Source organism: Synechocystis salina LEGE 00031, assembly GCF_015207985.1.
In the GTDB taxonomy this organism is placed as follows: Bacteria; Cyanobacteriota; Cyanobacteriia; order Cyanobacteriales; family Microcystaceae; genus Synechocystis; species Synechocystis salina.
Genome location: NZ_JADEVV010000006.1, coordinates 1 through 23,245, shown reverse-complemented (window position 1 = coordinate 23,245; position 23,245 = coordinate 1). Strand labels below are relative to the sequence as shown.

The 23,245-nt window shown below is 50.8% G+C and carries 19 protein-coding genes; 15 read left to right on the top strand and 4 right to left on the bottom strand.

Annotated elements, in window-relative coordinates:
• Positions 1-33: 33 nt before the first annotated feature.
• Positions 34-2,025, bottom strand: coding sequence for a two-component system sensor histidine kinase NblS (gene nblS / locus IQ217_RS03035; RefSeq protein WP_190597266.1), 1,992 nt, complete (start codon positions 2,023-2,025; stop codon positions 34-36).
• Between the two features lie 195 nt (positions 2,026-2,220).
• Here nblS and psaD point away from each other — a divergent pair, with 195 nt between their 5' ends.
• The 4 genes from psaD (at position 2,221) to IQ217_RS03015 (ending at position 5,767) form a co-directional block, all read left to right on the top strand.
• Positions 2,221-2,646: a photosystem I reaction center subunit II PsaD gene (psaD, locus tag IQ217_RS03030; RefSeq protein WP_010871317.1), complete on the top strand. Its 426-nt coding sequence runs from the start codon at positions 2,221-2,223 to the stop codon at positions 2,644-2,646.
• 121 nt (positions 2,647-2,767) lie between these two features.
• A complete protein-coding gene (gene trpE / locus IQ217_RS03025) occupies positions 2,768-4,294 on the top strand; it encodes an anthranilate synthase component I (protein WP_190597264.1) in 1,527 nt (508 codons plus the stop codon).
• Positions 4,295-4,383: 89 nt separating this feature from the next.
• Entirely contained in the window at positions 4,384-5,292 is a 909-nt protein-coding gene (gene crtE, locus IQ217_RS03020) for a geranylgeranyl diphosphate synthase CrtE (RefSeq protein WP_194018873.1), read from the top strand.
• 79 nt (positions 5,293-5,371) lie between these two features.
• The gene (locus IQ217_RS03015; protein WP_194018872.1) at positions 5,372-5,767 is read left to right on the top strand and encodes a hypothetical protein; all 396 of its coding nucleotides are present in this window, start codon (positions 5,372-5,374) and stop codon (positions 5,765-5,767) included.
• Here the strand turns inward: IQ217_RS03015 and IQ217_RS03010 are convergent.
• Positions 5,764-6,621: a CPBP family intramembrane glutamic endopeptidase gene (locus tag IQ217_RS03010; RefSeq protein WP_194018871.1), complete on the bottom strand. Its 858-nt coding sequence runs from the start codon at positions 6,619-6,621 to the stop codon at positions 5,764-5,766. The two genes, IQ217_RS03015 and IQ217_RS03010, sit on opposite strands and share 4 nt — an antisense overlap.
• 186 nt (positions 6,622-6,807) lie before the next feature.
• On the opposite strand from IQ217_RS03010, the gene phoU reads away from it, so the two are divergent.
• From phoU to ychF, 9 genes are all read left to right on the top strand, one after another.
• Positions 6,808-7,482, top strand: coding sequence for a phosphate signaling complex protein PhoU (phoU, locus tag IQ217_RS03005; RefSeq protein ID WP_190597256.1), 675 nt, complete (start codon positions 6,808-6,810; stop codon positions 7,480-7,482).
• Between the two features lie 161 nt (positions 7,483-7,643).
• A complete protein-coding gene (rimP, locus tag IQ217_RS03000; protein WP_190597254.1) occupies positions 7,644-8,099 on the top strand; it encodes a ribosome maturation factor RimP in 456 nt (151 codons plus the stop codon).
• Between the two features lie 75 nt (positions 8,100-8,174).
• Positions 8,175-9,551 carry a transcription termination factor NusA gene (gene nusA / locus IQ217_RS02995; RefSeq protein WP_190597252.1) on the top strand — a complete coding sequence of 459 codons (1,377 nt, stop codon included), beginning with the start codon at positions 8,175-8,177 and terminating at the stop codon, positions 9,549-9,551.
• 63 nt (positions 9,552-9,614) lie between these two features.
• The gene (locus IQ217_RS02990; protein WP_190597250.1) at positions 9,615-9,869 is read left to right on the top strand and encodes a YlxR family protein; all 255 of its coding nucleotides are present in this window, start codon (positions 9,615-9,617) and stop codon (positions 9,867-9,869) included.
• Positions 9,870-10,128: 259 nt separating this feature from the next.
• Complete coding sequence (gene infB / locus IQ217_RS02985; RefSeq protein WP_194018870.1) at positions 10,129-13,146, top strand: translation initiation factor IF-2; 3,018 nt, start codon at positions 10,129-10,131, stop codon at positions 13,144-13,146.
• A 1-nt stretch (position 13,147) separates the two neighbouring features.
• Positions 13,148-13,816, top strand: a complete 669-nt coding sequence (locus IQ217_RS02980; RefSeq protein ID WP_194018869.1) for a glutathione S-transferase family protein — start codon at positions 13,148-13,150, stop codon at positions 13,814-13,816.
• Positions 13,817-14,000: 184 nt separating this feature from the next.
• Positions 14,001-16,241 (top strand): glycogen debranching protein GlgX, encoded by a 2,241-nt coding sequence (gene glgX / locus IQ217_RS02975; RefSeq protein ID WP_194018868.1) that lies wholly within the window; start codon positions 14,001-14,003, stop codon positions 16,239-16,241.
• Between the two features lie 63 nt (positions 16,242-16,304).
• The gene (locus IQ217_RS02970) at positions 16,305-16,727 is read left to right on the top strand and encodes a hypothetical protein (protein ID WP_194018867.1); all 423 of its coding nucleotides are present in this window, start codon (positions 16,305-16,307) and stop codon (positions 16,725-16,727) included.
• Positions 16,728-16,864: 137 nt separating this feature from the next.
• Entirely contained in the window at positions 16,865-17,956 is a 1,092-nt protein-coding gene (gene ychF, locus IQ217_RS02965; RefSeq protein WP_194018866.1) for a redox-regulated ATPase YchF, read from the top strand.
• A 140-nt stretch (positions 17,957-18,096) separates the two neighbouring features.
• Here ychF and IQ217_RS02960 read toward each other — a convergent pair whose 3' ends face one another.
• Both IQ217_RS02960 and IQ217_RS02955 read right to left on the bottom strand, forming a co-directional pair.
• Positions 18,097-18,906 carry a prepilin peptidase gene (locus IQ217_RS02960; protein ID WP_194018865.1) on the bottom strand — a complete coding sequence of 270 codons (810 nt, stop codon included), beginning with the start codon at positions 18,904-18,906 and terminating at the stop codon, positions 18,097-18,099.
• Between the two features lie 207 nt (positions 18,907-19,113).
• Positions 19,114-19,437 carry a PepSY domain-containing protein gene (locus tag IQ217_RS02955; protein ID WP_338116576.1) on the bottom strand — a complete coding sequence of 108 codons (324 nt, stop codon included), beginning with the start codon at positions 19,435-19,437 and terminating at the stop codon, positions 19,114-19,116.
• 226 nt (positions 19,438-19,663) lie between these two features.
• On the opposite strand from IQ217_RS02955, the gene IQ217_RS02950 reads away from it, so the two are divergent.
• Positions 19,664-19,915 carry a hypothetical protein gene (locus IQ217_RS02950; RefSeq protein WP_194018864.1) on the top strand — a complete coding sequence of 84 codons (252 nt, stop codon included), beginning with the start codon at positions 19,664-19,666 and terminating at the stop codon, positions 19,913-19,915.
• The gene (locus IQ217_RS02945) at positions 19,851-22,964 is read left to right on the top strand and encodes a UPF0182 family protein (protein WP_194018863.1); all 3,114 of its coding nucleotides are present in this window, start codon (positions 19,851-19,853) and stop codon (positions 22,962-22,964) included. Before IQ217_RS02950 ends, IQ217_RS02945 begins: the two co-directional genes overlap by 65 nt.
• Positions 22,965-23,245 lie beyond the last annotated feature (281 nt).

Genomic DNA, 23,245 nt, shown 5'->3' with positions numbered 1-23,245 from the left:
TTGCCTTTTAAACCAGCGCCGACAAAAGAAAATCTAGCCCACCACCATCAACATTGATTGATATACCGCTAGATCAAACCAAAAGGTGGTACCAACCCCCACCTCACTGACCAAATGAATTTGGCTTTGGTGTTTGGCAATGATGTTTTTGACAATGGAAAGCCCCAGTCCCGTACCTTCCAGGGTGTGGACTCGGTTTTCCACCCGAAAGAAACGCTCAAAAATAGCCGCTTGATCCTCTGGGTCGATGCCAATGCCAGTGTCGGAAATTTCCACCCGGACTAGTCCTGGGCCATCTTCTGCCCTGAGGTTACTGCGGTGGAGAGCATAGGCCCGCACAATGATTTTCCCCCCGGCTTTAGTGAATTTAAAGGAATTACCAATTAAATTGGTCATTACCTGCAGGAGTAGGTCGTAGTTGCCCAGAGCCAGGGGTAGATCCGGATCCAAGATTTTTTCCAACTGTAGTTGTTTATCCTTGGCATTGAGTTGGTAACTACGTAAACTTTGCTCAATTAATTGATGCAGATCCACCGCGTCCAACTGGTAAATTTTTGAGGATTCCAGCCGGGATAAATCCAACACATCGTTGACCAATCGGCTCAGGCGATCGGTTTCGTGGTTGGCAGTTTCTAAAAATTCCTTCCGCTCCACTTCACTCAAATCTTCCCCAAACTCGCTCAGGGTTTCAATGAAGGATTTGATGTTGAATAGGGGGGTACGCAGTTCGTGGGAAACATTACTGATGAACTGACTTTTGGCTTCATTTAATTCCACTTCCCTGGTAATATCCTGCACCGTCATCACAATGCCCCGTAAATTTTCCCTGTTTTGATCCAACACCTGGGTCAACATCAGACGAATGGTGCGGGGAAACGGTTGGGTGAGGCTAATGCGAAATTCTTCCGGGGCATAGGTTTTATCCTCCTCTTTTTCTTGAGGCCCATGGCCGGGGGCAAACAGCAAGCTTCCCTGGTCAGCAGCCAATTCTCTTAGGGGTTGGGTCAGTTGGGCCGTGATTTCCGGGGGTAAATTTTCCAGTAGATTCTCGCCAATGATGGGCTTATTTTCCCAGGCAAATAGGCGGCGGGCAGTGGGATTGACCAACAATAGTTCCAAGTTGGTGTCCACTAACATGGCCCCATCGGCGATCGTGGAAACCAGGGTGTCCAGTTTGGCTTTTTCCGCAGTCAACTCTTCAATGTTTTGGGCTTCATAGCGCTCTAGCCTCTCCGCCATCTCGTTGAAGTTAACAATTAATTCCCCCAATTCCCCCCCGAAGGGCAGGGTGATTCTCTGCTTAAAGTTACCGGCGGCGATGTTCTTTACCCCCAGCAATAATTCCTTAATCGGTTGGGTAATGGTGAGGGCATTGAATACAGCCCCGAGAATTACCATCACCCAGATGGAAATAAAAACAGCAATGGTCACATCCCTGGTCAAGTTGGAAGAGTTGACCGCAGCGGGGTTGGGGTTGATCCCGATCGCCAAAACTCCGAGGGATTTGCCCTGGTATTGCAGGGGAATGAAGACATCGGTGACATCGCCATTGGGAGTGTGGTGTTGCCGCACAAAAGGCTGGTCAAAGTTGTGGGGATCAATCTGGGGTAATTCGATACGCCGCTCTAGGGTGAGGGAGTTTTGGACGGTTTCTTCGGAATAGGGAATGCCAAAAAAGATCTTGCCGGAGGGGTCAGCATAGATCATGTAACGGATATTAGAAGTATTTTCGTAAAAGCGACTGGAAAACCGGGCCACTTCCGTCAAATTTTTATCGGCAATCATGGGGGCAACATTGGCCGCCAACAACAAACCCACATCCCGGCCAAAACGGGTATCCACCAATTGAGCATCCTCTTGGATTGTATTTACTGCCCAAAAAGTTAGCCCACTCATCAATAGGGACACCACCAGGGTGGCCGCCGCCATCAACCGAGTTTGCAGGTTAAACTCAGACCACCATTTCCGCAGAAAACCCTGCAGGGTCTGTAAAATCGCCGTCGGATTGGACACGGAAGTCCCCATAATCTCCTTGCCAAAACTCCTATGATTCTATCTTGATTACACCAACCTACTAGGGGTTCTAGCAGAGATCCGCTACCCGGTGCAGCGGGGGACAAAATTTGGTGAAATGTTACAGTTCTTGACAAAGCCAGATGGTAACCGTAGGTCAGTGGTAGGATTCCCTAAAATACCTTATGAAATTCCATTTTCATCCCTATGACAGAACTCTCTGGACAACCGCCTAAATTCGGTGGCAGCACTGGTGGACTTCTCTCCAAGGCCAACCGGGAAGAAAAGTATGCCATCACCTGGACCAGCGCCTCTGAACAAGTTTTTGAAATGCCCACCGGCGGCGCGGCAATTATGAATGAAGGGGAAAATCTCCTTTATCTAGCCCGCAAAGAACAATGTTTAGCCCTCGGAACCCAGCTACGGACAAAATTTAAACCCAAAATTCAAGACTACAAAATTTACCGTGTTTATCCCAGCGGTGAAGTTCAATACCTGCACCCCGCCGATGGCGTTTTCCCTGAAAAAGTCAACGAAGGTCGGGAAGCCCAAGGTACCAAAACCCGCCGCATTGGCCAAAACCCAGAACCTGTAACCATCAAGTTCTCCGGTAAAGCCCCCTACGAGGTTTAGTTCCTGGCGATATTTGCTTGCGGAACTTGCACAATTGGCAGAAGTTTAACTAACGGGCGAATTTGTTAAAGGCACCACTGCACCTTTGACAGTTCGCTCTTTCACTGTTGGCAAAGGTTTTATGATTTCCCCTGGGTTTTCTCACTTCACTGAACTCGCCCAACACGGTAATTTTATTCCGGTGTATCAAGAATGGGTGGCGGATTTAGAAACACCAGTTTCTGCTTGGTATAAAGTTTGCTCCACCCAACCCTACAATTTCCTGCTGGAGTCGGTGGAAGGGGGAGAAAATATTGGCCGCTATAGCTTCCTTGGTTGTGACCCAATGTGGGTATTGGAAGCCAGGGGGATGGTAACCAATTTAGTTTGGCGGGATGGCCAGAAGCAGACATTTACGGGCAATCCCCTAGATATTTTGTCCCAATGTTTGGAATCTATCCGCCCGGTGAATTTACCCCAGCTACCTCCGGGCATTGGTGGGCTATTTGGGGTTTGGGGCTATGAGTTGATTCGTTGGATGGAACCCAGAGTTCCCGTTTATGAACCCCAGCCCGAAGACCTACCGGACGGTATTTGGATGCAGGTGGATCATCTGCTGATTTTTGACCAGGTAAAACGCAAAATTTGGGCGATCGCCTTTGCGGATCTGCGGGGAGAGAATGTAGACCTGGAAGCCGCCTACCAAGCGGCCTGTCAACGGGTGACCAAATTGGTTCTGCAATTGCAACTGCCCCTGCCCCCCGATGCCACTCCCCTAGAGTTATTGAGTCCAGGGCAACTCCAAGGCAAAGAACTGCACTACGCCAGCAATACCGAACAGGGCAAATTTTTAGAGGAAGTGACCACTGCCAAGGATTACATTACTGCGGGGGACATTTTCCAGGTGGTGCTCTCCCAACGCCTCTCCACCATTTATCGGGATGATCCGTTTAAGCTATACCGTTCCCTCAGGCTGATTAACCCTTCCCCCTACATGGCCTATTACAACTTTGGCCATTGGCAAATTATTGGCTCCAGCCCGGAGGTAATGGTGAAGGCGGAACGGCAACCGGACGGGAAACTCGTGGCCACGGTTAGGCCTATTGCGGGTACTAGACCCAGGGGCACAACCCACCTAGAAGATGAACAGTTAGCGGAAGAATTGCTCAACGATCCCAAGGAAATTGCTGAACACGTCATGCTGGTGGATTTAGGACGTAACGATCTGGGGCGAGTCTGTGTGCAGGGTTCCGTTAAGGTCAATGAATTGATGGTGATTGAGCGTTACTCCCACGTTATGCACATTGTTAGTAATGTCATTGGGGAAATGGCTGCCGATAAAACGGCCTGGGATCTGTTGAAGGCCTGTTTTCCCGCTGGCACTGTCAGTGGTGCACCCAAAATCCGGGCCATGGAAATTATTAATGAACTGGAACCGGAACGGCGGGGGCCCTACTCTGGAGTATATGGTTATTACGATTTTGAAGGGCAATTAAACACGGCGATCGCCATTCGTACCATGGTGGTCCAGGAACAGGCTGATGGAACCCACCGGGTATCGGTGCAGGCCGGAGCGGGCATTGTGGCGGATTCCGATCCCCAAAAAGAGTACGAAGAAACCCTCAATAAAGCCCGGGGCCTGTTGGAAGCCATTCGTGCCCTATCCTAGGTTTCTTCCATCACCCCTACCTGTAAAATGGGCCGTAGGTGCCGTCCCCGGCCATTGCCCAACACCGTTATTCAGTATCCAGTGACAGTATGGTTGCCCAACAAACACGAACCGACTTTGATTTAGCCCAATACTTACAAATTAAAAAAGGCGTGGTCGAGGCAGCCCTAGATAGTTCCCTGGCGATCGCCCGCCCCGAAAAGATTTACGAAGCCATGCGCTACTCCCTGTTGGCGGGGGGAAAACGACTGCGCCCTATTTTATGTATTACGGCCTGTGAACTATGTGGCGGCGATGAAGCCCTGGCCCTGCCCACGGCCTGTGCCCTGGAAATGATTCATACCATGTCCCTCATCCATGACGATCTGCCCTCCATGGATAATGACGATTTTCGCCGCGGGAAACCCACTAACCACAAAGTGTACGGGGAAGACATTGCCATTTTGGCCGGGGATGGACTGCTGGCCTATGCGTTTGAGTATGTAGTCACCCATACTCCCCAAGCCGATCCCCAAGCTTTGCTCCAGGTCATTGCCCGTTTAGGTCGCACTGTGGGGGCAGCCGGTTTAGTGGGGGGTCAAGTCCTAGACCTGGAATCGGAGGGCCGCACAGACATTACGCCGGAAACTTTAACTTTTATCCATACCCATAAAACCGGAGCGTTACTGGAAGCTTCCGTGCTCACTGGGGCGATTTTGGCGGGGGCCAGTGGGGAGCAACAACAGAGGTTGGCTCGCTATGCCCAAAACATTGGTTTGGCTTTTCAGGTGGTGGATGACATCCTCGACATTACTGCCACCCAGGAAGAATTGGGTAAAACCGCCGGTAAAGATGTCAAAGCCCAAAAGGCCACCTATCCCAGTCTGCTCGGTTTGGAAGCTTCTCGGGCCCAGGCCCAAAGTTTGATTGACCAAGCCATTGCCGCCCTGGAACCCTTTGGCCCCTCCGCCCAGCCTCTCCAGGCGATCGCCGAATATATTGTTGCCAGAAAGTATTGATTCCTTGCTTTGGACTGGTTTCTCGTTAAGCTAGGGACAGTTTGATCTGTTCAATGCATTAACTGAACTCACACTCGCCATGCTGGGAAATTTTCAACATAGCCAACTCCGCCTTGAAGTAGAAGCGGCGGCGCCGGTAATTCGGGACAGCTTAACCAAAATTCCCCAACTGCGGCAATGGTTAGCGCCCCTCCCCCTGGGGGAAGGTTTACCGGAACGTCTCGTCCCCGGTGTTACGCTCCACACTGGCATTGGTTTTGCCACCTTAACCCAAACGGTGGACCGGGTGGGGGACGACCATTTACGCCTCATACTCAGTGGGGCCATTGACGGTTTCCATGAATGGTACTGGGGCGATGGCTGGGTGCAATCCCGTTTGGAAGGCATTTCTATCTTGCCCTTAAATTTGGGACAGACGGTGAGTTTATTGAAGTTGCGGCAATTCGTTACCGGAATTAAGGGCCAGTCCGTTTAAACCGAAGCTTTCTGTCCCCGGCTCACCAGCAAGAGTAAAAGGGATAAACCGGCAATGCCCATCACCCCGGAGAGGGGATTTTGATCAATGCCCGTTACCCAGGCCGGTACCCTATCGGTATAGCTGATCAACTGCCCCACATTGACAATGTAATAAGCCCACACCAATCCTCCGTGGAGACCAATGCAATGCCCCAGGCGATCGCCGTGGCGGTGTTTCGTGACCACCAAGCTCAAACCCAACAACACCAAAGCGGGAAATTGGGGTAGGGTGCGGATTACTTCCCCCAGGGGCTTAAGAAAATGGAGCACGGCAAAAATGATGGCATTACTGCCCAGGGAAACTCCCCTGCTGTAACCCTGTTCCAACTCCTTCAGCAACCAGCCCCGAAAAAATAATTCCTCCGCCAGGGCCACCCCCAGCCCCGTAAGGCTCCCCTGTAGGATAATTGCCCAGAGGCGATCGCCAGCGGGTTCCAGCACCGCCCACCCCAACAACGCCTGGATGATAAACAAACCGAACGTAAAACCAAAACCCAGCCCCAGCCCTTGTAATAACTCCACTCTCTGGCGGCGGTTCCAGCCCAAACCATACTCCCCATAAGCCCTTAGGGACAGCGGCGTTTGGTAACACCAATGACTCCAAAAAATTAGCAAGATGAGGAAAATTAAAAATAAAATCCCCATCACCACAATGGAACGCAAATTGGCATCGGCGATCGCCAGGGATAGGGGCAGCAAAAACGGCAACCAGGCAATGGCCAGCAGTAAAATGAACACACCTATTCTCAATGGGGGAGCTAGCCGAGCCATGGCTTGGCCGTTCAACCTAAAATTAACGACGGATTTGGGCATGCTGTTCTTCCTGAATAAAGCTCAATAGTTTGTTTGCCAAGAATTCCTTGGTAAAGTCCCATGCTGCCTCTTAACATTGACCCATTAAAATCAGGACTTTTCCCAAAAATTAGATAGTTAGGCAGACTTGAGGCTCCGCCCCCGCTCCCAGTTGTTTCCATTGCTCTCTCCCTCCCCATTCCCGCCATGGCCGCCAGTTTATCCCAACAGATTAACAATCCCGAACGTAGTTATTTTGAGCAAGCCCTCAAGCGAGTGGAGCAGGATGTACTCCGCATGGGGGCTTTGGTGGAGGAATCCTTCCGCATGAGTCACCAGGCCTTGTTTGAGAATAGATTGGAAACTCCCCTCAAAATTGTCGAATTGGAAAAGGAAATTGATCGCCTCTACCGCCACATTGAACAGGAATGCGCCAGTTTTCTCACCCTCCAGGCCCCCGTGGCCCAAGATTTGCGCCTACTCAGCGCCATTATGCAATTAGTGCGGGACTTAGAAAGAATTGGCGACTATGCCCAGGATTTGGGGGAAATTGCCATGAAGTTGACCCGTTATCCGCCCCATCCCTGTATGGACGACATTGCCGCCATGGCCTGGCAGGCCCAACACATGTTAGACCAGAGTCTCGTTTGCCTGACCCAGCTAGACCCCAACGCCGGGGAAATTGTCAAAAAAATGGACGATGTGGTGGACGATGCCTACGATCGCCTTTATAAAACCCTCGCCTTTCAGCGGGATATCAAAGGAGTGGTGGAACCCATTTTGCTCATGGCCTTGGTGATCCGCCACCTGGAAAGAATGGCCGATCATGCCACTAACATCGCCCAACGGGTTTCCTATATCGTCACCGGCAAAAGGGAATGAGGTGAGGCGATCAATTAGGGACTGGGGAGATTCGGTCTGATGGCAACGAAGATTTGCTAAACTAGACGGAGAGTAGATACGCAACGGTGCGGTCTGCCCCAATCTTGGACTTTTTTCCAGAAGTGGGTGTCCCCCGCTTTTTTTATGCCCAATTGTATTCAATGACCCATCCCGTAATTCCCGACATTCTTGCATTAGCACAGCCCATTGCTGAGGATTTGGGGCTGGAAGTGACGGATGCGGTGTTCCAAACCAATAAACGTCCACCGGTATTGCGGATTGATGTCCGTAATCTCCAGCAGGATACTAGCCTAAATGACTGTGAAGCCTTTAGTCGGAGCTTTGAAGCCCAATTAGAGGAAAGCAGTTTGATAGCCAGCGCCTACGTGTTGGAAGTTTCTAGCCCAGGCATTTCCCCCTACCTCGCCACGGAGCGAGATTTTATTGCCTTTAAAGGGTTTGAAGTGATGGTTACCAGTGACAATCCCCACCAGGGTCAAAGTCAGTGGCAGGGGAGTTTACAGGGGCGAGATGGAGAGGCGGTGTACTTGAGCATTAGGGGGAGAACCGTAGCTATTCCTTTGGCAGCGGGGTTAACGGTGCAGCTACCCCATTGATTGACCCCAGAATTTAGCCAGCCTAGCTCTGGGGACGGCCTAGAGCCTTATCGCAAACATTTTGGAGGATTTTCCATGTCTCTTGTCAGTTTACCGGGGCTCCCGGCCATGATCAGTGAAATTAGTAAGCGCAATAATTTGCCCACCACGGCGGTGGAAGAAGCCCTGCGGGAAGCTTTATTGAAGGGCTACGAACGTTTTCGGCGATCGCAGTTGATGGGGCACCAATTCCCCGAAGAATATTTCAATAACTTTGAGGTGGAACTAGACACGGAGGAAGAGGGTTTTCGGGTGCTTTCCACCAAGCGCATTGTGGAGGAAGTGGAAAATTCTGACCAACAAATTTCCCTCAAGGAAGTGTTAGAAGTGGCCCAAGAAGCCCAACTGGGGGACGAAGTGGTGTTGGATGTGACCCCGGAGCAGAAAGACTTTGGGCGCATGGCCGCCATCCAAACTAAGCAGGTGCTACTGCAAAAACTGCGGGATCAACAACGAAAAATTATCCAAGAAGAATTCCAAGATCTGGAGGGGTCAGTGCTCAATGCCCGGGCCCTCCGGTTTGAGCGTCAATCGATCATTGTGGCGGTCCAGAGTAGTTTTGGCCAGCCAGAAGTGGAAGCGGAATTGCCCAAGCGAGAACAGTTGCCCAATGATAATTACCGGGCTAACTCCACTTTCCGGGTGTATCTCAAACGGGTACGGGAAGGCTCCCAACGGGGGCCCCAATTAGTAGTCTCCCGGGCGGCGGCCGGTTTGGTGGTGGACCTCTTCAGTGTGGAAGTACCGGAAATTGAAGAAGAAGTGGTGCGCATCGTGGCAGTGGCCAGGGAAGCTAAACCCCCTTCCCCCTCTGTAGGGCCCCGCACTAAAATTGCCGTGGATACCCTGGAGCGGGACGTAGACCCAGTGGGGGCTTGCATTGGCGCCCGGGGTTCCCGAATCCACGCGGTGGTCAATGAATTACGGGGAGAAAAAATTGATGTGATCCGTTGGTCCCCAGACCCCGCTACCTACATTGCCCAGGCCCTTAGCCCAGCCCGGGTGGACCAGGTTTACCTCATCCATGCGGAGGAGCGCCATGCCCTGGTAATTGTGGCAGAGGATCAACTTAGTTTGGCGATCGGTAAGGAGGGGCAAAATGTCCGTTTGGCAGCCCGTTTAACTGGTTGGAAAATTGACATCAAAGACCCCGAAACCTATGCCCGGGATAAGGAAGCCATTGAACAATCTATTTTGGAACGGGCGGCGGCTTCTGCCCAGGCCAGGGCAGAACGGGAAGCAGCGGAACAGGAAGCCCAGGCTAAATTAGAAGCGGAAATGGCCGCCCTCCAAGCGGAAGAAGCAGAAGAATTGGAGTCCACTGCCGAGGCGATCGCCGGGGGGGAAGAAGAACTGGAGGAATCAGACCAAGACCAAGGGCCGGAGTTAGGGGATGAAGAAGCGCTAAGCTAGGGAAGATTGACAATGCCAGCTTTCTGCTAATTTGTCCTGACCATTTCTAGCCCACCGTTGACCATGGCCCCCGGATACCGTCGTTGCCTCAGTTGCCGCAAAGTAGGCGATCGCCGACAATTTTGGCGAATTGTCAGAGTCTATCCATCCCGAACTGTACAATTAGATCACGGTATGGGGCGATCGGCTTATTTATGTCCGACCCATGACTGTCTGCGTAAGGCTCGCCACAAAAATCTGTTGGGGCGGGCCCTCCGAGCCCCAGTCCCCAGCCATCTCTTTGAGCAACTAGAAGCTCGTCTTCTCGCCACTCCCTGAGGCCCTGTCATAAACCCTCTCCCTATCCACCACCATGGATGCCCCTTGCCGAAACTTACCCAGCGGCAGTTATCGTTAGTTAGCATTAGGAGTAAGACCATCTACCATCTCGGCTTCACCTTATCAACTCCGCAAAGCGTTCCCGGGGACGATTCCCCTGGAAAGAGTTAGTGCTCTGTCTGTGCACCCAGTCTTTGCACTCACCTAAACCAATTTGTCACTTATTAAATTTATGGATCATTAGTCAGGGGGACAGTGGATGAACAACGCCAAAGTCAGAATTTATGACCTATCAAAAGAATTAAATCTGGAGAATCGAGATATTTTAGACATCTGCGAACGGCTCAACGTGGCCGCCAAAAGTCACAGCAGTACCATTAGTGAATCCGATGCGGAGCGCATCAAAGCGGCGGCCGAAAAATTCACCCCCCAGCAACCAAAGAAGCCTAGAGTGGCCGCTAAGCCAGAGTCGAAAGAGGATAAGTCAGATCCCAAGCAACAAAAGATTTTAGCAATCCACCACAAACAGGAGAAATCCGGCGCTGCATCTCCGGCCCGCCCCACCCCTGCTCCCAGGCCAAAACTACAGGCACCGAAGGCCCCTACTCCACCCCAGCCCCCCGTGGCTAAAGCTCCAGCCCCGAAGGTGCAGAAACAGGAAGATATTCCTAATGAGACCCTGAAGAGTGCTCCCCCTTCCCTGACTCCTCCCCCTGTACCCAGCCTACAAACGCCCCCCAGTAAGCCGGTTCTTCCCAGCTCCCCGGCGAAGAAAACTGCTGCGGCTCCCCGTTTAGCAGGGCCTCCCAGCCGCACTTCCAGTCCAGGCAAGCCCGCTGCTCCAGCCAAGCCCAAAGCTAACCGTCCGGAAATTGTCAGTCTTAAGGACAACCGCGGTCAGAGTCGCTCCGCCAATAACGATAAAGAGGAAAAACTAGCGGTCCCGGTTGGGGCCCCTAAGTCCAATAATGCTCCGGAGCCCCCCAAGCCCAAGGTAGAATTGCGCCGTCCCAAGCCCCCCCGGCCCGAAGAGGACGAAAATTTACCAGAATTGCTGGAATTTCCTCCCCTCAGTCGGGGCAAAGGAGGCGATGGAGATAACGATGGCGATGACAGTGATCTGCTCTCCACCGAAAAACCCAAGCCGAAGCTAAAACGTCCCACCCCTCCTCGCCTTGGTAAACCGGATCAATGGGAGGATGATGAAGACGAAAAAGCCAATAAAGCTAAGGCGGCCAACAAGGGCAAACGACGGCCCAAGATGGACGACGATGACGATGACCTGGATATAGATGGGGATAATGGTCCCAAGCCCACCCTCGTTAGTCTTTCCATTGCCCGTCCTCCCAAACCAAAATCCTTGGTAGCTAAACCTAGCACCCCCACTGTGGCCAAGGTTAAAAAGCCGACCCTCAAGTCCGAGGCCGGCAGTGGTAGCAGCAGCAGTTCCCGTAACCGTGGTGATCGCCGCGACCGGAAGGAAGTGGTGCAAAAACCAGAAGTGATCATGTTGGACCGGAGCTTAACTGTCCGGGATCTGGCAGATCTGTTAAAAGTTTCCGAAACGGACATTATCAAACGGCTCTTCCTCAAAGGGGTAGCGGTACAAATTACCCAAACCCTGGACGAAGAAACCGCCCGCATGGTGGCCGAATCCTTTGAAGTGGCAGTGGAAACCCCCGAAAAAGTGGCCGCCGCTGCTAAAACCACAGAAATGCTCGACGAAGCGGATCTGGATAACCTGGTGCGTCGTCCCCCCGTGGTTACCATCATGGGGCACGTAGACCACGGTAAAACTACCCTGTTGGACTCCATTCGCAAAACCAAGGTAGCCCAAGGGGAAGCAGGGGGCATTACCCAGCACATTGGTGCTTACCACGTTGAAGTGGAGCACAACGACAAAACCGAACAGATTGTCTTCCTCGATACTCCTGGCCACGAAGCCTTTACCGCCATGCGGGCCCGGGGAGCTAAGGTTACAGACATTGCCATTCTGGTGGTGGCCGCCGATGACGGTGTGCAACCCCAAACCAAAGAGGCCATTAGCCATGCCAAGGCCGCCGGCGTGCCCTTAATTGTGGCCATCAACAAAGTCGATAAGCCCGAAGCTAATCCCGATCGCATTAAGCAGGAGTTATCCGAGCTTGGTCTCCTGGCCGAAGAATGGGGTGGAGACACCATCATGGTGCCCGTCAGTGCCCTCAACGGCGACAACCTAGATGGCTTGTTGGAAATGATTCTGCTGGTGTCGGAAGTAGAAGAATTGGTGGCTAACCCCCAACGTCAAGCCAAAGGTACGGTAATCGAAGCTCACCTAGACCGCACCAGGGGCCCTGTGGCTACCCTCTTGATCCAAAATGGTACTCTCCGGGTTGGGGATGCCATTGTGGTGGGGGCTGTGTACGGAAAAATCCGAGCCATGATCGACGACCGGGGCGACAAGGTGGAAGAAGCCAGTCCTTCCTTCGCCGTGGAAATCCTTGGTCTGGGGGATGTGCCCGCCGCTGGGGATGAGTTTGAAGTCTTCACCAATGAAAAGGATGCCCGTCTCCAGGCCGAAGCCCGGGCCATGGAAGACCGTCAAACCCGTCTGCAACAAGCCATGTCTTCCCGCAAGGTGACCCTCAGCAGTATTTCTGCCCAGGCCCAGGAAGGGGAACTCAAAGAACTGAATATTATCCTCAAAGCGGACGTACAAGGTTCGGTGGGGGCGATTTTGGGTTCCTTGGAACAATTACCCCAAGGGGAAGTACAGATCCGGGTTCTGTTAGCATCCCCTGGAGAGGTAACGGAAACCGATGTGGACCTAGCCGCCGCCAGTGGAGCAATTATCATTGGTTTCAACACCACCTTGGCCAGTGGGGCCCGTCAAGCGGCCGACCAGGAAGGGGTGGACATTCGGGAATACGACATTATCTATAAGCTTCTGGATGACATCCAAGGGGCCATGGAAGGTCTATTGGATCCCGAAGAAATTGAGTCCTCCCTGGGAACGGCAGAAGTGCGGGCGGTCTTCCCTGTGGGTCGGGGCAACATTGCCGGTTGTTACGTCCAGTCGGGCAAAATTATCCGGAACCGTAACCTACGGGTGCGTCGGGGTGACCAAGTGGTGTTTGAAGGCAACATTGATTCCCTCAAACGTATTAAGGAGGACGTGCGGGAAGTTAATGCCGGCTATGAATGCGGTATTGGCTGTAGCAAGTTCAACGATTGGAAAGAGGGAGACATCATCGAAGCCTATGAAATGACCATGAAGCGTCGCACATTGGCTACTTAGGATGTTGTTGCTCCAATTCAGCACTTCCCATTATTGCCGCAAAGCCAGGCTGGCCCTGGGTTATAAGAGCATGGTTTACCGAGTTAGAAATTTAACCCCCGGTGTCCATGCCCTGCAACTTAAACCCAAGACCGGTGCCACTACGGTGCCGGTGCTTTGTCCAGAACTCCCAGGGCAACCGGAATATATCAGTGATTCCAGCGAAATTTTCCGTTTTTTAGAGGAAATCTCCCCCGATCGCCGTTTGTTTCCCCCAGATGCTGAACAGAGATTAAGGACGGAATGGTTGGAAGATTGGCTGGATGAGAGTATTGGTACGGCAACCCGGTTTGTTTATTACGACTACCGAGCTGGGGCGGGCAAGGCCATTGATCCATCCCTGGCCAGTCAGATAGTTATTCAAATTGTCCGTCACCAGTACAACATCAATAACACCACCGTTGCCCTGGCCAAAAAACGATTAGACTTAGCTTTCCAGGTGCTAGCTGGTTGGCGGGATCGCCCCTATCTGTGCGGTGATCAATTGACCGTGGCAGATTTAACCGCCGCCGCTTTGCTCAGTCCCTTGGCACTGTTGCCTGCTTATCGAGAGTCCGTACCTTGGTTGTTTGAGCGCATCAAGGAAGTGCATTTAATTTGTGGGGAACCTTTGCCACCGGGGCTAGGGTGAGGAACGATAAGAGCCCATTACCCCAGAAGTTTTAACTTCTCACTTTTTCCTGGCGGTTCTAGCCCAACTTCCTGCCCCTAGGGAAGGAACAGTTCCATCTGGCCATGGCGATCGGAATTGTTTCCCTTTTCCAAAGGTTTGCTAGCTTTAAAGGAAAGAGTCTGAACAATTTTTGGAATTGCCCGTGCCACAGTTGATACCTGTTCCCAACCTGTCCACCGATGTCCGCCTAGGCCAAACTTTTCCGTTGGGGGCAACGGTTTATGCCGATGGGGTCAATTTCTGCCTGTTTTCCAAGCATGCAGAAAAGGTGACGCTATTGTTGTTTGATCGCCCTAATGATCCGGCCCCGGCCCGCACCATTGAGCTCCATCGAGGGCAGAACCGGACTTTCTACTACTGGCACATTTTTGTGGCGGGTTTAAAGGCAGGACAGGTTTACGCTTACCGCATTGATGGCCCCCACGAGCCAGAAAAGGGCCATCGCTTCGATCCAGATAAAGTTTTGCTCGATCCCTACGCCAAGGCGATCGCCGGTAAGGATATTTACGACCGCAAAGCGGCCATGGTTCCCGGAGATAACTGTGCCCAGGCCCTACGCAGTGTGGTGGTGGACACCAGTGTCTACGACTGGGAAGATGACCATGCTCCCCGTACGCCCTACGCCGCCAGCATTATCTACGAACTCCACGTGGGGGGTTTTACCCGCAACCCCAATTCCGGGCTCAGTGAAAACAAGCGGGGCACCTATGCCGGCTTAATTGAAAAAATTCCCTACCTCAAGGAACTGGGTATTACAGCGGTGGAATTATTGCCGGTGCATTATTTTGACCCTGAAGACGCCCAACCGGGGCTGACCAACTATTGGGGTTATAGCACCATCGGCTTTTTTGCTCCCCACCAGGGCTACAGTGCCGCCGATGATCCCCTGGAAGTGGTGGACGAATTTCGGGATATGGTCAAAGCCCTGCACAAAGCGGGCATAGAGGTAATTTTAGATGTGGTGTTTAACCATACGGCAGAGGGCAACGAAAATGGCCCGACCCTTTCCTTCCGGGGCATTGATAACAGGGTGTACTATATTCTTGATGAAGACAAGAGTTCCTACAGCAACTATAGTGGTTGCGGCAACAGCATCAAAGCCAATCACCCCATCGTCGGCGGCCTAATTCTTGATTCCCTCCGTTACTGGGTTTCAGAAATGCACGTGGATGGTTTCCGTTTCGACCTCGCTTCGGTACTGGTGCGAGATACCAAAGGAGTGCCCCTCCATGACAGTGCCATTGCCACCGCTAACGTTATCTGGGCGATCGAATCCGATCCCATTTTGGCTGGCACGAAATTAATTGCCGAAGCCTGGGATGCGGCTGGTCTGTATAGCGTGGGGAAATTTGTGGAATTGGCGGACTGGTTTGCGGAATGGAATGGCCCCTTTCGGGACGATGTACGCCGTTTTGTCAAAGGGGATAATGGCACTGTACCCCTCCTAGCTAGCCGCTTACTGGGTAGTCCTGACATTTACCATCGTCAAGATACGGACATTAACCGCAGTATTAATTTTGTCACCTGTCACGACGGTTTTACTATTTACGACTTGGTTTCCTACAACGAAAAACACAATGAAGCCAACGGAGAGAATAATCGCGACGGCGCCAATGACAACTTTAGTTGGAACTGCGGCGTGGAAGGGGAAACCGATGATCCTGAAATTAACCAACTGCGACTGCGACAGATTAAAAATTTTCTTACCATTCTTTTTTTCTCCCAGGGCACACCAATGTTATTGATGGGAGACCCGGTGGGGCGCACCCAAAAGGGTAACAATAACGGCTATTGCCAAGATAACAAACTCAGTTGGTTCGACTGGAGCGGGGAAGAAACCCACAGCGATGAAACCCACTTTTTGCGGGGAATTATTGCCCTGACCCAAAAGTTATCCCTCTTCCTTGAGGAAAGTTTATTGCCGGTGCTACATTTTGACCTGCCCCGCTTGCCCGATGAAAATGACGGCTCCGAGGAGGATAGCCAGGAGGGGGAGGAGCCTATTTATAAACCCCTCCCGCCAGTGGATGAAGTGACTCTGCGGGAAATGTACCTCAAGGCTACCAAGGATTTACCTGGACCCTGTGTGGTCTGGCAGGGGGCAAAACTGGCCCAGCCCGATTGGTCCTATACTTCCCACACCTTGGCGGCCACACTATTCTATCCAGCAGCCAAGGAAATTTTGCATCTAATTTTTAACGCCTATTGGGAACCCCTCAGTTTTGAGTTGCCCCCTTTAAATGATGGTATGGTGTGGCACCGACTGGTGGATACCTATCTGCCCACCCCGGCGGATTTTCAAGAGCCAGAAATTGCTCCTCCTATCAAGGGCGATCAATATTGGGTCCAACCCCGCTCATCGGTGGTATTAATGGCAAAATAGTGCCTCAATGGAGGTGTTGCTTGAATTTTTGCCCAATTTCACTTTTGTCAGCTTACTAAAATAATGAAACTGATTAAGCAGATTTTGGCCTTTCTTTTGCTCTCTTTGGGATTGCCTTTAGGACTGTACTGTGTGGTGGAAATATTTGATTCCACCAAGTCCCAGGAGGACCGGGATGGAGCCGCAGCGGCCCTCATGATTTTTGCTTTACCGATGAGCGTCTTGGGAGGCGGGCTACTTTGGAGTGCAGTCCATGATGGCAGAAAGCAACGACAAAAAATAAGCATGGAAGCCTCGGAGAACCTCAGAAAAATTTTCTTTCAAGTTCTAGAAGAAAATGACAACACTATTACCGTGCTGGAATTTTGCAAGGCCGCAGAAATTGAAGGTAAGGAAGCCAAGGAATATTTAGACCAAAAGGCGATCGAATTTAATGCCACGTTTGAAGCCAGTGAGTCCGGCGGTATTGTCTATAAATTCCCGTGAATTTGCATCAAGTTCACTAAAATCACAAGCGGTTTAATACTGTGGGAGACTGCCAATGTGATGTAGTGCCCACCTGATTTTGGTACGATGGGAGACTGTTTTGCCCCCCATAATCATCCTCAAGATAGTTAGACATTATGCTTAGAGCTGGAATTGTTGGTCTGCCCAATGTGGGAAAATCTACCCTCTTTAACGCCCTGGTGGCCAATGCCAAGGCGGAAGCGGCCAACTTCCCCTTCTGCACCATCGAACCCAATGTGGGGGTGGTATCTGTGCCGGACGATCGCCTGGGCAAATTGGCAGAGATTTCCCAATCGATTAAGGTAGTTCCCACCCGGATGGAATTTGTTGATATTGCCGGTTTGGTGGCAGGGGCCAGCAAGGGAGAGGGATTGGGGAACCAGTTCTTAGCCAATATCCGGGAAGTAGATGCCATTGTCCATGTGGTGCGCTGTTTTGATGACGATGACATTATCCATGTGGCGGGTTCGGTGGATCCGGTGCGGGATGTGGAGGTGATTGATCTAGAGTTGGTGCTGGCGGATTTAGCCCAGGTGGAAAAACGATTAGAACGCAGTCGCAAGCAAGCTCGGGGCAATAAGGACCTATTGGAAGAAGTGGCCATCTTGGAAAAATTAGTCGCCGCCCTCAATGAGGGTATTCCAGCCCGACGGGTGGGACTAACGGCGGAGGAACAGGAATTAATTAAATCCCTGGGTTTACTGACTCTCAAACCGATCATTTATGCCACCAACGTCACCGAGGATGATTTGGCCACCGGCAATGATTGGGTGGAACAAGTAAAGGCGATCGCCGCCAAGGATGAAGCAAAAGTGGTAGTGATTTCGGCCCAAGTGGAATCGGAGCTGATTGAATTGCCGGAGGAAGAACGACAGGATTTTTTGGCTAGCTTGGGGGTGACGGAAGGGGGATTAAAATCCTTAATTAGAGCTACCTATGAACTGCTGGGGCTACGCACCTACCTGACCACGGGACCCCAGGAAACCAGGGCTTGGACCATCATCAGTGGTATGAAAGCTCCCCAAGCGGCGGGAGTAATTCACACCGATTTTGAGCGGGGCTTTATCCGGGCAGAAACCGTGGCCTATGAAGATTTAATTAGCTGTGGCAGTATGCAAGGAGCCAAAGAAAAGGGTTTGGTACGCAGTGAAGGCAAAGAATATGTGGTGCAAGAAGGAGATGTTTTGCTCTTCCGCTTCAACGTTTAGGTTTCGATCCCCACTCGGAATTATCACTCTTCCATCTTCCCTTTTCTGATAGAAGAGCGGTAAACCCACTTTTGCAAAGGTTTTACTGTTTCATTCAAGTACTGTAACCGCTGTAAGAAGCAATAACGACACCCAAAAGTTCAAAATTGTGGGGTCACAAAGTTTAAGTAGCTAGCAATCAGTTTTTCACCCCAAAAGAGACTGACGAGGGCACCGATCGCCAAAAAGGGGCCGAAGGGAAAGCCCTGTCGCCGTTGCAATGTGCCCAGCAATAGCTTTAAACCGCCATAGATGGAACCGAATAGACAGGCAATGAATGTGGTCAAGAGCAATGATGGCCAGCCCAACCAAGCTCCCACCATGGCCGCTAATTTGGGATCGCCGTCCCCCATGCCTTCCCTGCCGAGCAACAGACTCCCTCCCATGCGGATCAAATCAAACAGCCATAGCCCCAATACCGCCGAGGCGATCGCCTCCACCAAGGGAATAATCCAATTGCCGCTCTGCCAACCCAGCAGTAAATGAAATAATAGCCCCAGCACCAGTCCTGGTTTAGTGAGACTATTGGGTAGGGTCATGGTGTCCCAGTCGATTAAAGTTAGGGCAATTAAAAAACTAATTAATGTCCAGTAGCCGAGGATTTGCCACTGCCAACCAAAACGCCAACAGGTCAGGGCAAATAATAAACCCGTAACAGCCTCCACCACGGGATAGCGGGGGGAAATAGAGACTTGGCACCAACGGCATTTACCCCGTAGCCAAAGCCAACCCACCACTGGCACATTTTCTTTTGGCCCCAGTGGGTGGCCACAGTGGGGACAACGGGAAGGGGGATGCACCAGGGATAAACCCTCTGGTAAGCGATAGGCCACCACGTTGAGAAAACTACCCACAGCAGAGCCCAGGGCAATGACAAGCAGGAAGGCAAGGGGAGCAATCAGGGGATCCATGCTGGTTTCGGCTAAGGAAAGTCAAAAATTTAAGGTGGTGTTTGCCAAGCCTCCTTGCCCCCCCATTTGACGGGAAAAACTTAAAGTCCCCCGACATTAAGGCATTAGAAAATTTAAGGAGCAGAATTGGACTTGACGAACAGGTTCTAAAACAAATGTAGTCCGTTTTGTTTTTGAAAAGCCCAATTTTTTCCTGATTGACTAGGGTTAGTCATCCAATTCCTTCTTGATAACTCGATAATTGGTATCTAGATAAATTTCATATTCCCGCCCGTCGGCACAAACTGCATCGTCAATTTCAAAACGTTTTTTGTCGATTTCGTACTCAGCATCATCAAAGGAATTACAGCCCATGCCATTGAGTACTTGGACGATTCTCTGTCTTTCCTGGGCCGTCACATCCCGGTCATCGGCCCTGGCGATCGCCGCTGTGAGGGTCATTTCCATCAGCACCACGCCGGCTAGAAAATAGCTAATTTGTTTGATGGCATTCATCATGGTTAGTTTCTCCAAGGGAAGTTTAAGCAACACATTAGTTTTTCCAACCTAGACCGTCATGGTTGGTTTACCAAGGCGAGGGTTAACAGCTTGGCGATCGCCCACTCCCTGGGGCCAAGCGGCTAGTTAACGGAGGCCATCCACCAAAGGATTAAGATGGGAAACAAATACCTGCCATGGGTATCAATTGGGGGCCCCGGCCCCACCGCTAAGCAGAAATCAGTCGCCGACATGATTATCTGGATTGGATGCAAATTGTATGAAAACTTTACTACTAACCTGGCTAGACTGTATTTTGATTGCCGATGTATTCCTGGTGCTGCTGGGCTTTTTCTGGTTTGCCATCGCTGTGGTGGGGGAATCCACCGGTATTCCCTTGGGCTATCAAATTTGGCAAAAACTCTGGCTACCCCTGTTCAATCCCGCCATTAGTATTTTAATTTTGGGTGCCATCAGTAGTTGGGGGATCAAAAAACTTTCCCAATGGTTCACTGCAAAACAAGGGAGTTAGGGCCATGAAAGGGTGGGTCAAGGTGGCGATTGTTCTGGCCATCGCTTGGGTTGGTTTGGAAGTCATTGCCCGCATCTATGTGGAAAATCTCTGGTTCCGAGAGTTAAACTTCCAGTCCGTCTTTTGGAAGCGGGTGCGCTGGCAGGGGAGCATTGCGTTGGTTGCAGGCTTTATTTCCTGGGCCTTTGTCGTTTTCCAGGTCAAAGTCGCTAACCGTCTGGCCCACGAGGAAGCCCAACTGAAAAGCCTTGCCCTTGCCCAAGCTGCTTCTGCACCAGTGCCCGTGGCGATCGGCTCCCGTTACTTGCCCATGCCCGAGCCGCCGGTGGGGCCAAAAGCCCATTCCCGTTCTCTACAATTACCCGTTCTACTGCCCCTGATTATTGCCCTACAGCTGATTCTGGTGGCCCTAGTGATGTATTACGTTTTCATCACCATTCAAGTGTGGACCCCAGACTATACTCTGCCCAATATCACCCCGGCGGTGCCCCAACCCTTTCGGCTTCATTTGTTGTTTACCAATTTCGGCAATGGGCCTGCCCAATTAGGAGCAACGGCTTTGGCCGGAGTTTTAGCCCTCATTGGTGTATTACGGGGTCCCAGGCTATTACCAGGCTTAGTTTTTATTTTGAGTGGGGTTTGGGGACTGTTGCTGTCGGGCAACTGGTTTCGATTGTTGCTTTCTTTTAACAGTCAGTCCTTCAATGCCATTGACCCCCAATTTCACCGCAATATTAGCTTTTATATTTTCCAAATTCCCCTCTGGCAGTTGCTAGAGAGTTGGTGGCGGGGACTATTTCTCTTCAGTTTGTTGGCGGTAACTCTAATTATTCTTAAATCCGGTAATAGTTTATCGGAGGGACGATTTCCTGGCTTTTCCTCAGCTCAGTTGAGACATCTAAGTGCCTTGGTCGCCGCTCTGGCCGCCACCCTAGCCGTGGAGCATTGGTTAAAACGTTACGATTATTTGTTTGCTAACCATGGCGTTGTCTATGGAGCCAATTACACTGATGTTCATTGGCGTTTACCCGTAGAAACTGGGCTAGTAGTTTTCAGCGTGGCGATCGCCCTTTGGTCGGGATGGTTGAGCCTTAAAGGTTGGCCCCTAGGGAAAGGAAACAGTGTTCCCCAGCGACGGGGACAGTTACCCCTCATTGGCCTCTGGTTGCCGATGTCTATTTATCTTTTAATTCTGCTACTGCAAAACCTGGGCGGTTGGGCGATCGAACTGTTGGTGGTGCAACCCAATCAACTCACCAGGGAAAGGCCCTATCTTGCCCGCAACATCGCCGCCACCAGGGAAGCTTTTAACCTACAAATTATTCAGCCCGCCACCCTCAGTGGTCGTGGCCAACTCACCCCGGCTAGTCTAGAAAAAAACCGACTCACCCTGGACAATATCCGCCTTTGGGACCCCATCACCCTGCTGAAAACCAATCGGCAACTACAACAAATTCGGCTTTACTATAAATTCGTTGATGCTGACCTAGACCGCTACACCATCCGGGTGCAAAAAGACGACACCCAAACCATCAGCACAGCCAAACAACAGGTTCTCATTGCCCCCAGGGAATTGGACTACACCGCTGTGCCAGAAAAGGCCCAAACCTGGGTAAACAAACATTTGGTCTATACCCACGGCTACGGTTTCACCCTTTCCCCCGTTAATCTAGTGGACCAAGGGGGTTTGCCCTATTACTTTGTCAAAGATATTGGTACTGACGAAAACGAAGGCGCTCTGCGCACCTCCAGTGAACTGATCCGCACCAGTATTCCCATCGGCAAGCCCCGCATTTATTTTGGTGAGATTACTGATAACTACATCATGACCAACACCGCCATTCCTGAACTAGATTTTCCCAGTGGCGAGGAAAACGTTTACAACTTTTATGACGGTCGGGGTGGCATTTTTTTGAATTCTCCCATCAGAAAATTATTATTTGCCGTTTATTTGCGGGACTGGCAAATGCTGTTCACGGAGAACTTTAAGCCTGATACCAGAATTTTATTTCGTCGTAATATTAACCATCGCATCCGCCACATTGCTCCCTTTTTACGCTTTGACCGTGATCCTTACTTAGTAACAGCCAAAGTAAAAGGAGAAGAACATTCCACCCTTTATTGGTTGATTGATGCCTACACCACCAGCAACTACTATCCCTATTCCGATCCGGGGGAAGGAGATGCTAACCAACCGGGGCGCAACTTTAACTACATTCGTAATTCGGTCAAAATTTTGGTAGATGCCTACAACGGCGATGTGCGGCTTTTTACCATTGATAAACAAGATCCGTTAATTAATGCCTGGCAAAAAATATTTCCCGAATTATTCTTACCTTTTAGCTCCATGCCCGCCACTTTAAAAAGTCATATTCGTTATCCGGTGGATATGTTCAGTACCCAATCGGAGCGGTTATTGACCTACCACATGGAGGATATTGACGTATTTTACAATCGGGAAGACCAATGGCGCATTCCCCAGGAAACCTATGCCGATGAGCAACAACCCATTGCGCCCTATTATTTAATTATGAAATTGGCAGGGATTGATGCCAAAGAAGAAGAGTTTGTTCTTTCCCAGGTTTACACTCCCAACGCCCGTAATAACCTGATTGCCTTGCTCTTTGCCCGTTGTGATGAACAAAATTATGGCAAATTGTTGCTCTATACTCTACCCAAGGAAAGACTAGTCTATGGGCCAGAACAAATTGAAGCATTGGTTAATCAAGATCCGGTAATTTCGGAACGGATTAGTTTGTGGAATCGCCGAGGTTCTCGGGCTATTCAGGGTAATTTGCTGGTAATTCCCATTGAAGAATCCTTACTGTATGTGGAACCAATTTATCTGGAAGCAGAGAAAAATAGTTTGCCCACTCTCGCTCGGGTGGTGGTAGTTTATGGTAATCAAATTGTTATGGCAGAGAGTTTAAATGAAGCCATAGATGCCATTTTTGACCCTAATCCAACTGGAAGAAACGCAATTGTTCGCCCCCTGGATGACGCTGTTAATGACCTTAATAGCGGAGGTATTAATGAAGAATCTAACTAAGGGGTAAGTTTACAAAATTCAAACCAGCTTAAACCAATAGCTCCATGCCACTGAAGCTACGGTTTGACAGAAGAGACTGCGGCCAAAATTTATAACTCATCAAGGGGCGCAAGGAGAAGTCTAACAATCTAACTCCGAAAACTTAATTTTTCAACTTACATTCCGCTATTAAAAGCGGGGACTGATATAATTGGGATGTATTAATAATGAAGAGGGTGTATGGAGCCTGCAATGAAAGTAGAGAATCTAGATCATCTAGGGATAGTGGCTGGATTGATAGA

Coding starts and splice junctions, on each gene's coding strand:
- nblS (WP_190597266.1), bottom strand. CDS start 2,025: ATGGGGACTTCCGTGTCCAATCCGACGGCGATTTTACAGACCCTGCAG.
- psaD (WP_010871317.1), top strand. CDS start 2,221: ATGACAGAACTCTCTGGACAACCGCCTAAATTCGGTGGCAGCACTGGT.
- trpE (WP_190597264.1), top strand. CDS start 2,768: ATGATTTCCCCTGGGTTTTCTCACTTCACTGAACTCGCCCAACACGGT.
- crtE (WP_194018873.1), top strand. CDS start 4,384: ATGGTTGCCCAACAAACACGAACCGACTTTGATTTAGCCCAATACTTA.
- IQ217_RS03015 (WP_194018872.1), top strand. CDS start 5,372: ATGCTGGGAAATTTTCAACATAGCCAACTCCGCCTTGAAGTAGAAGCG.
- IQ217_RS03010 (WP_194018871.1), bottom strand. CDS start 6,621: ATGCCCAAATCCGTCGTTAATTTTAGGTTGAACGGCCAAGCCATGGCT.
- phoU (WP_190597256.1), top strand. CDS start 6,808: ATGGCCGCCAGTTTATCCCAACAGATTAACAATCCCGAACGTAGTTAT.
- rimP (WP_190597254.1), top strand. CDS start 7,644: ATGACCCATCCCGTAATTCCCGACATTCTTGCATTAGCACAGCCCATT.
- nusA (WP_190597252.1), top strand. CDS start 8,175: ATGTCTCTTGTCAGTTTACCGGGGCTCCCGGCCATGATCAGTGAAATT.
- IQ217_RS02990 (WP_190597250.1), top strand. CDS start 9,615: ATGGCCCCCGGATACCGTCGTTGCCTCAGTTGCCGCAAAGTAGGCGAT.
- infB (WP_194018870.1), top strand. CDS start 10,129: ATGAACAACGCCAAAGTCAGAATTTATGACCTATCAAAAGAATTAAAT.
- IQ217_RS02980 (WP_194018869.1), top strand. CDS start 13,148: ATGTTGTTGCTCCAATTCAGCACTTCCCATTATTGCCGCAAAGCCAGG.
- IQ217_RS02970 (WP_194018867.1), top strand. CDS start 16,305: ATGAAACTGATTAAGCAGATTTTGGCCTTTCTTTTGCTCTCTTTGGGA.
- ychF (WP_194018866.1), top strand. CDS start 16,865: ATGCTTAGAGCTGGAATTGTTGGTCTGCCCAATGTGGGAAAATCTACC.
- IQ217_RS02960 (WP_194018865.1), bottom strand. CDS start 18,906: ATGGATCCCCTGATTGCTCCCCTTGCCTTCCTGCTTGTCATTGCCCTG.
- IQ217_RS02950 (WP_194018864.1), top strand. CDS start 19,664: ATGAAAACTTTACTACTAACCTGGCTAGACTGTATTTTGATTGCCGAT.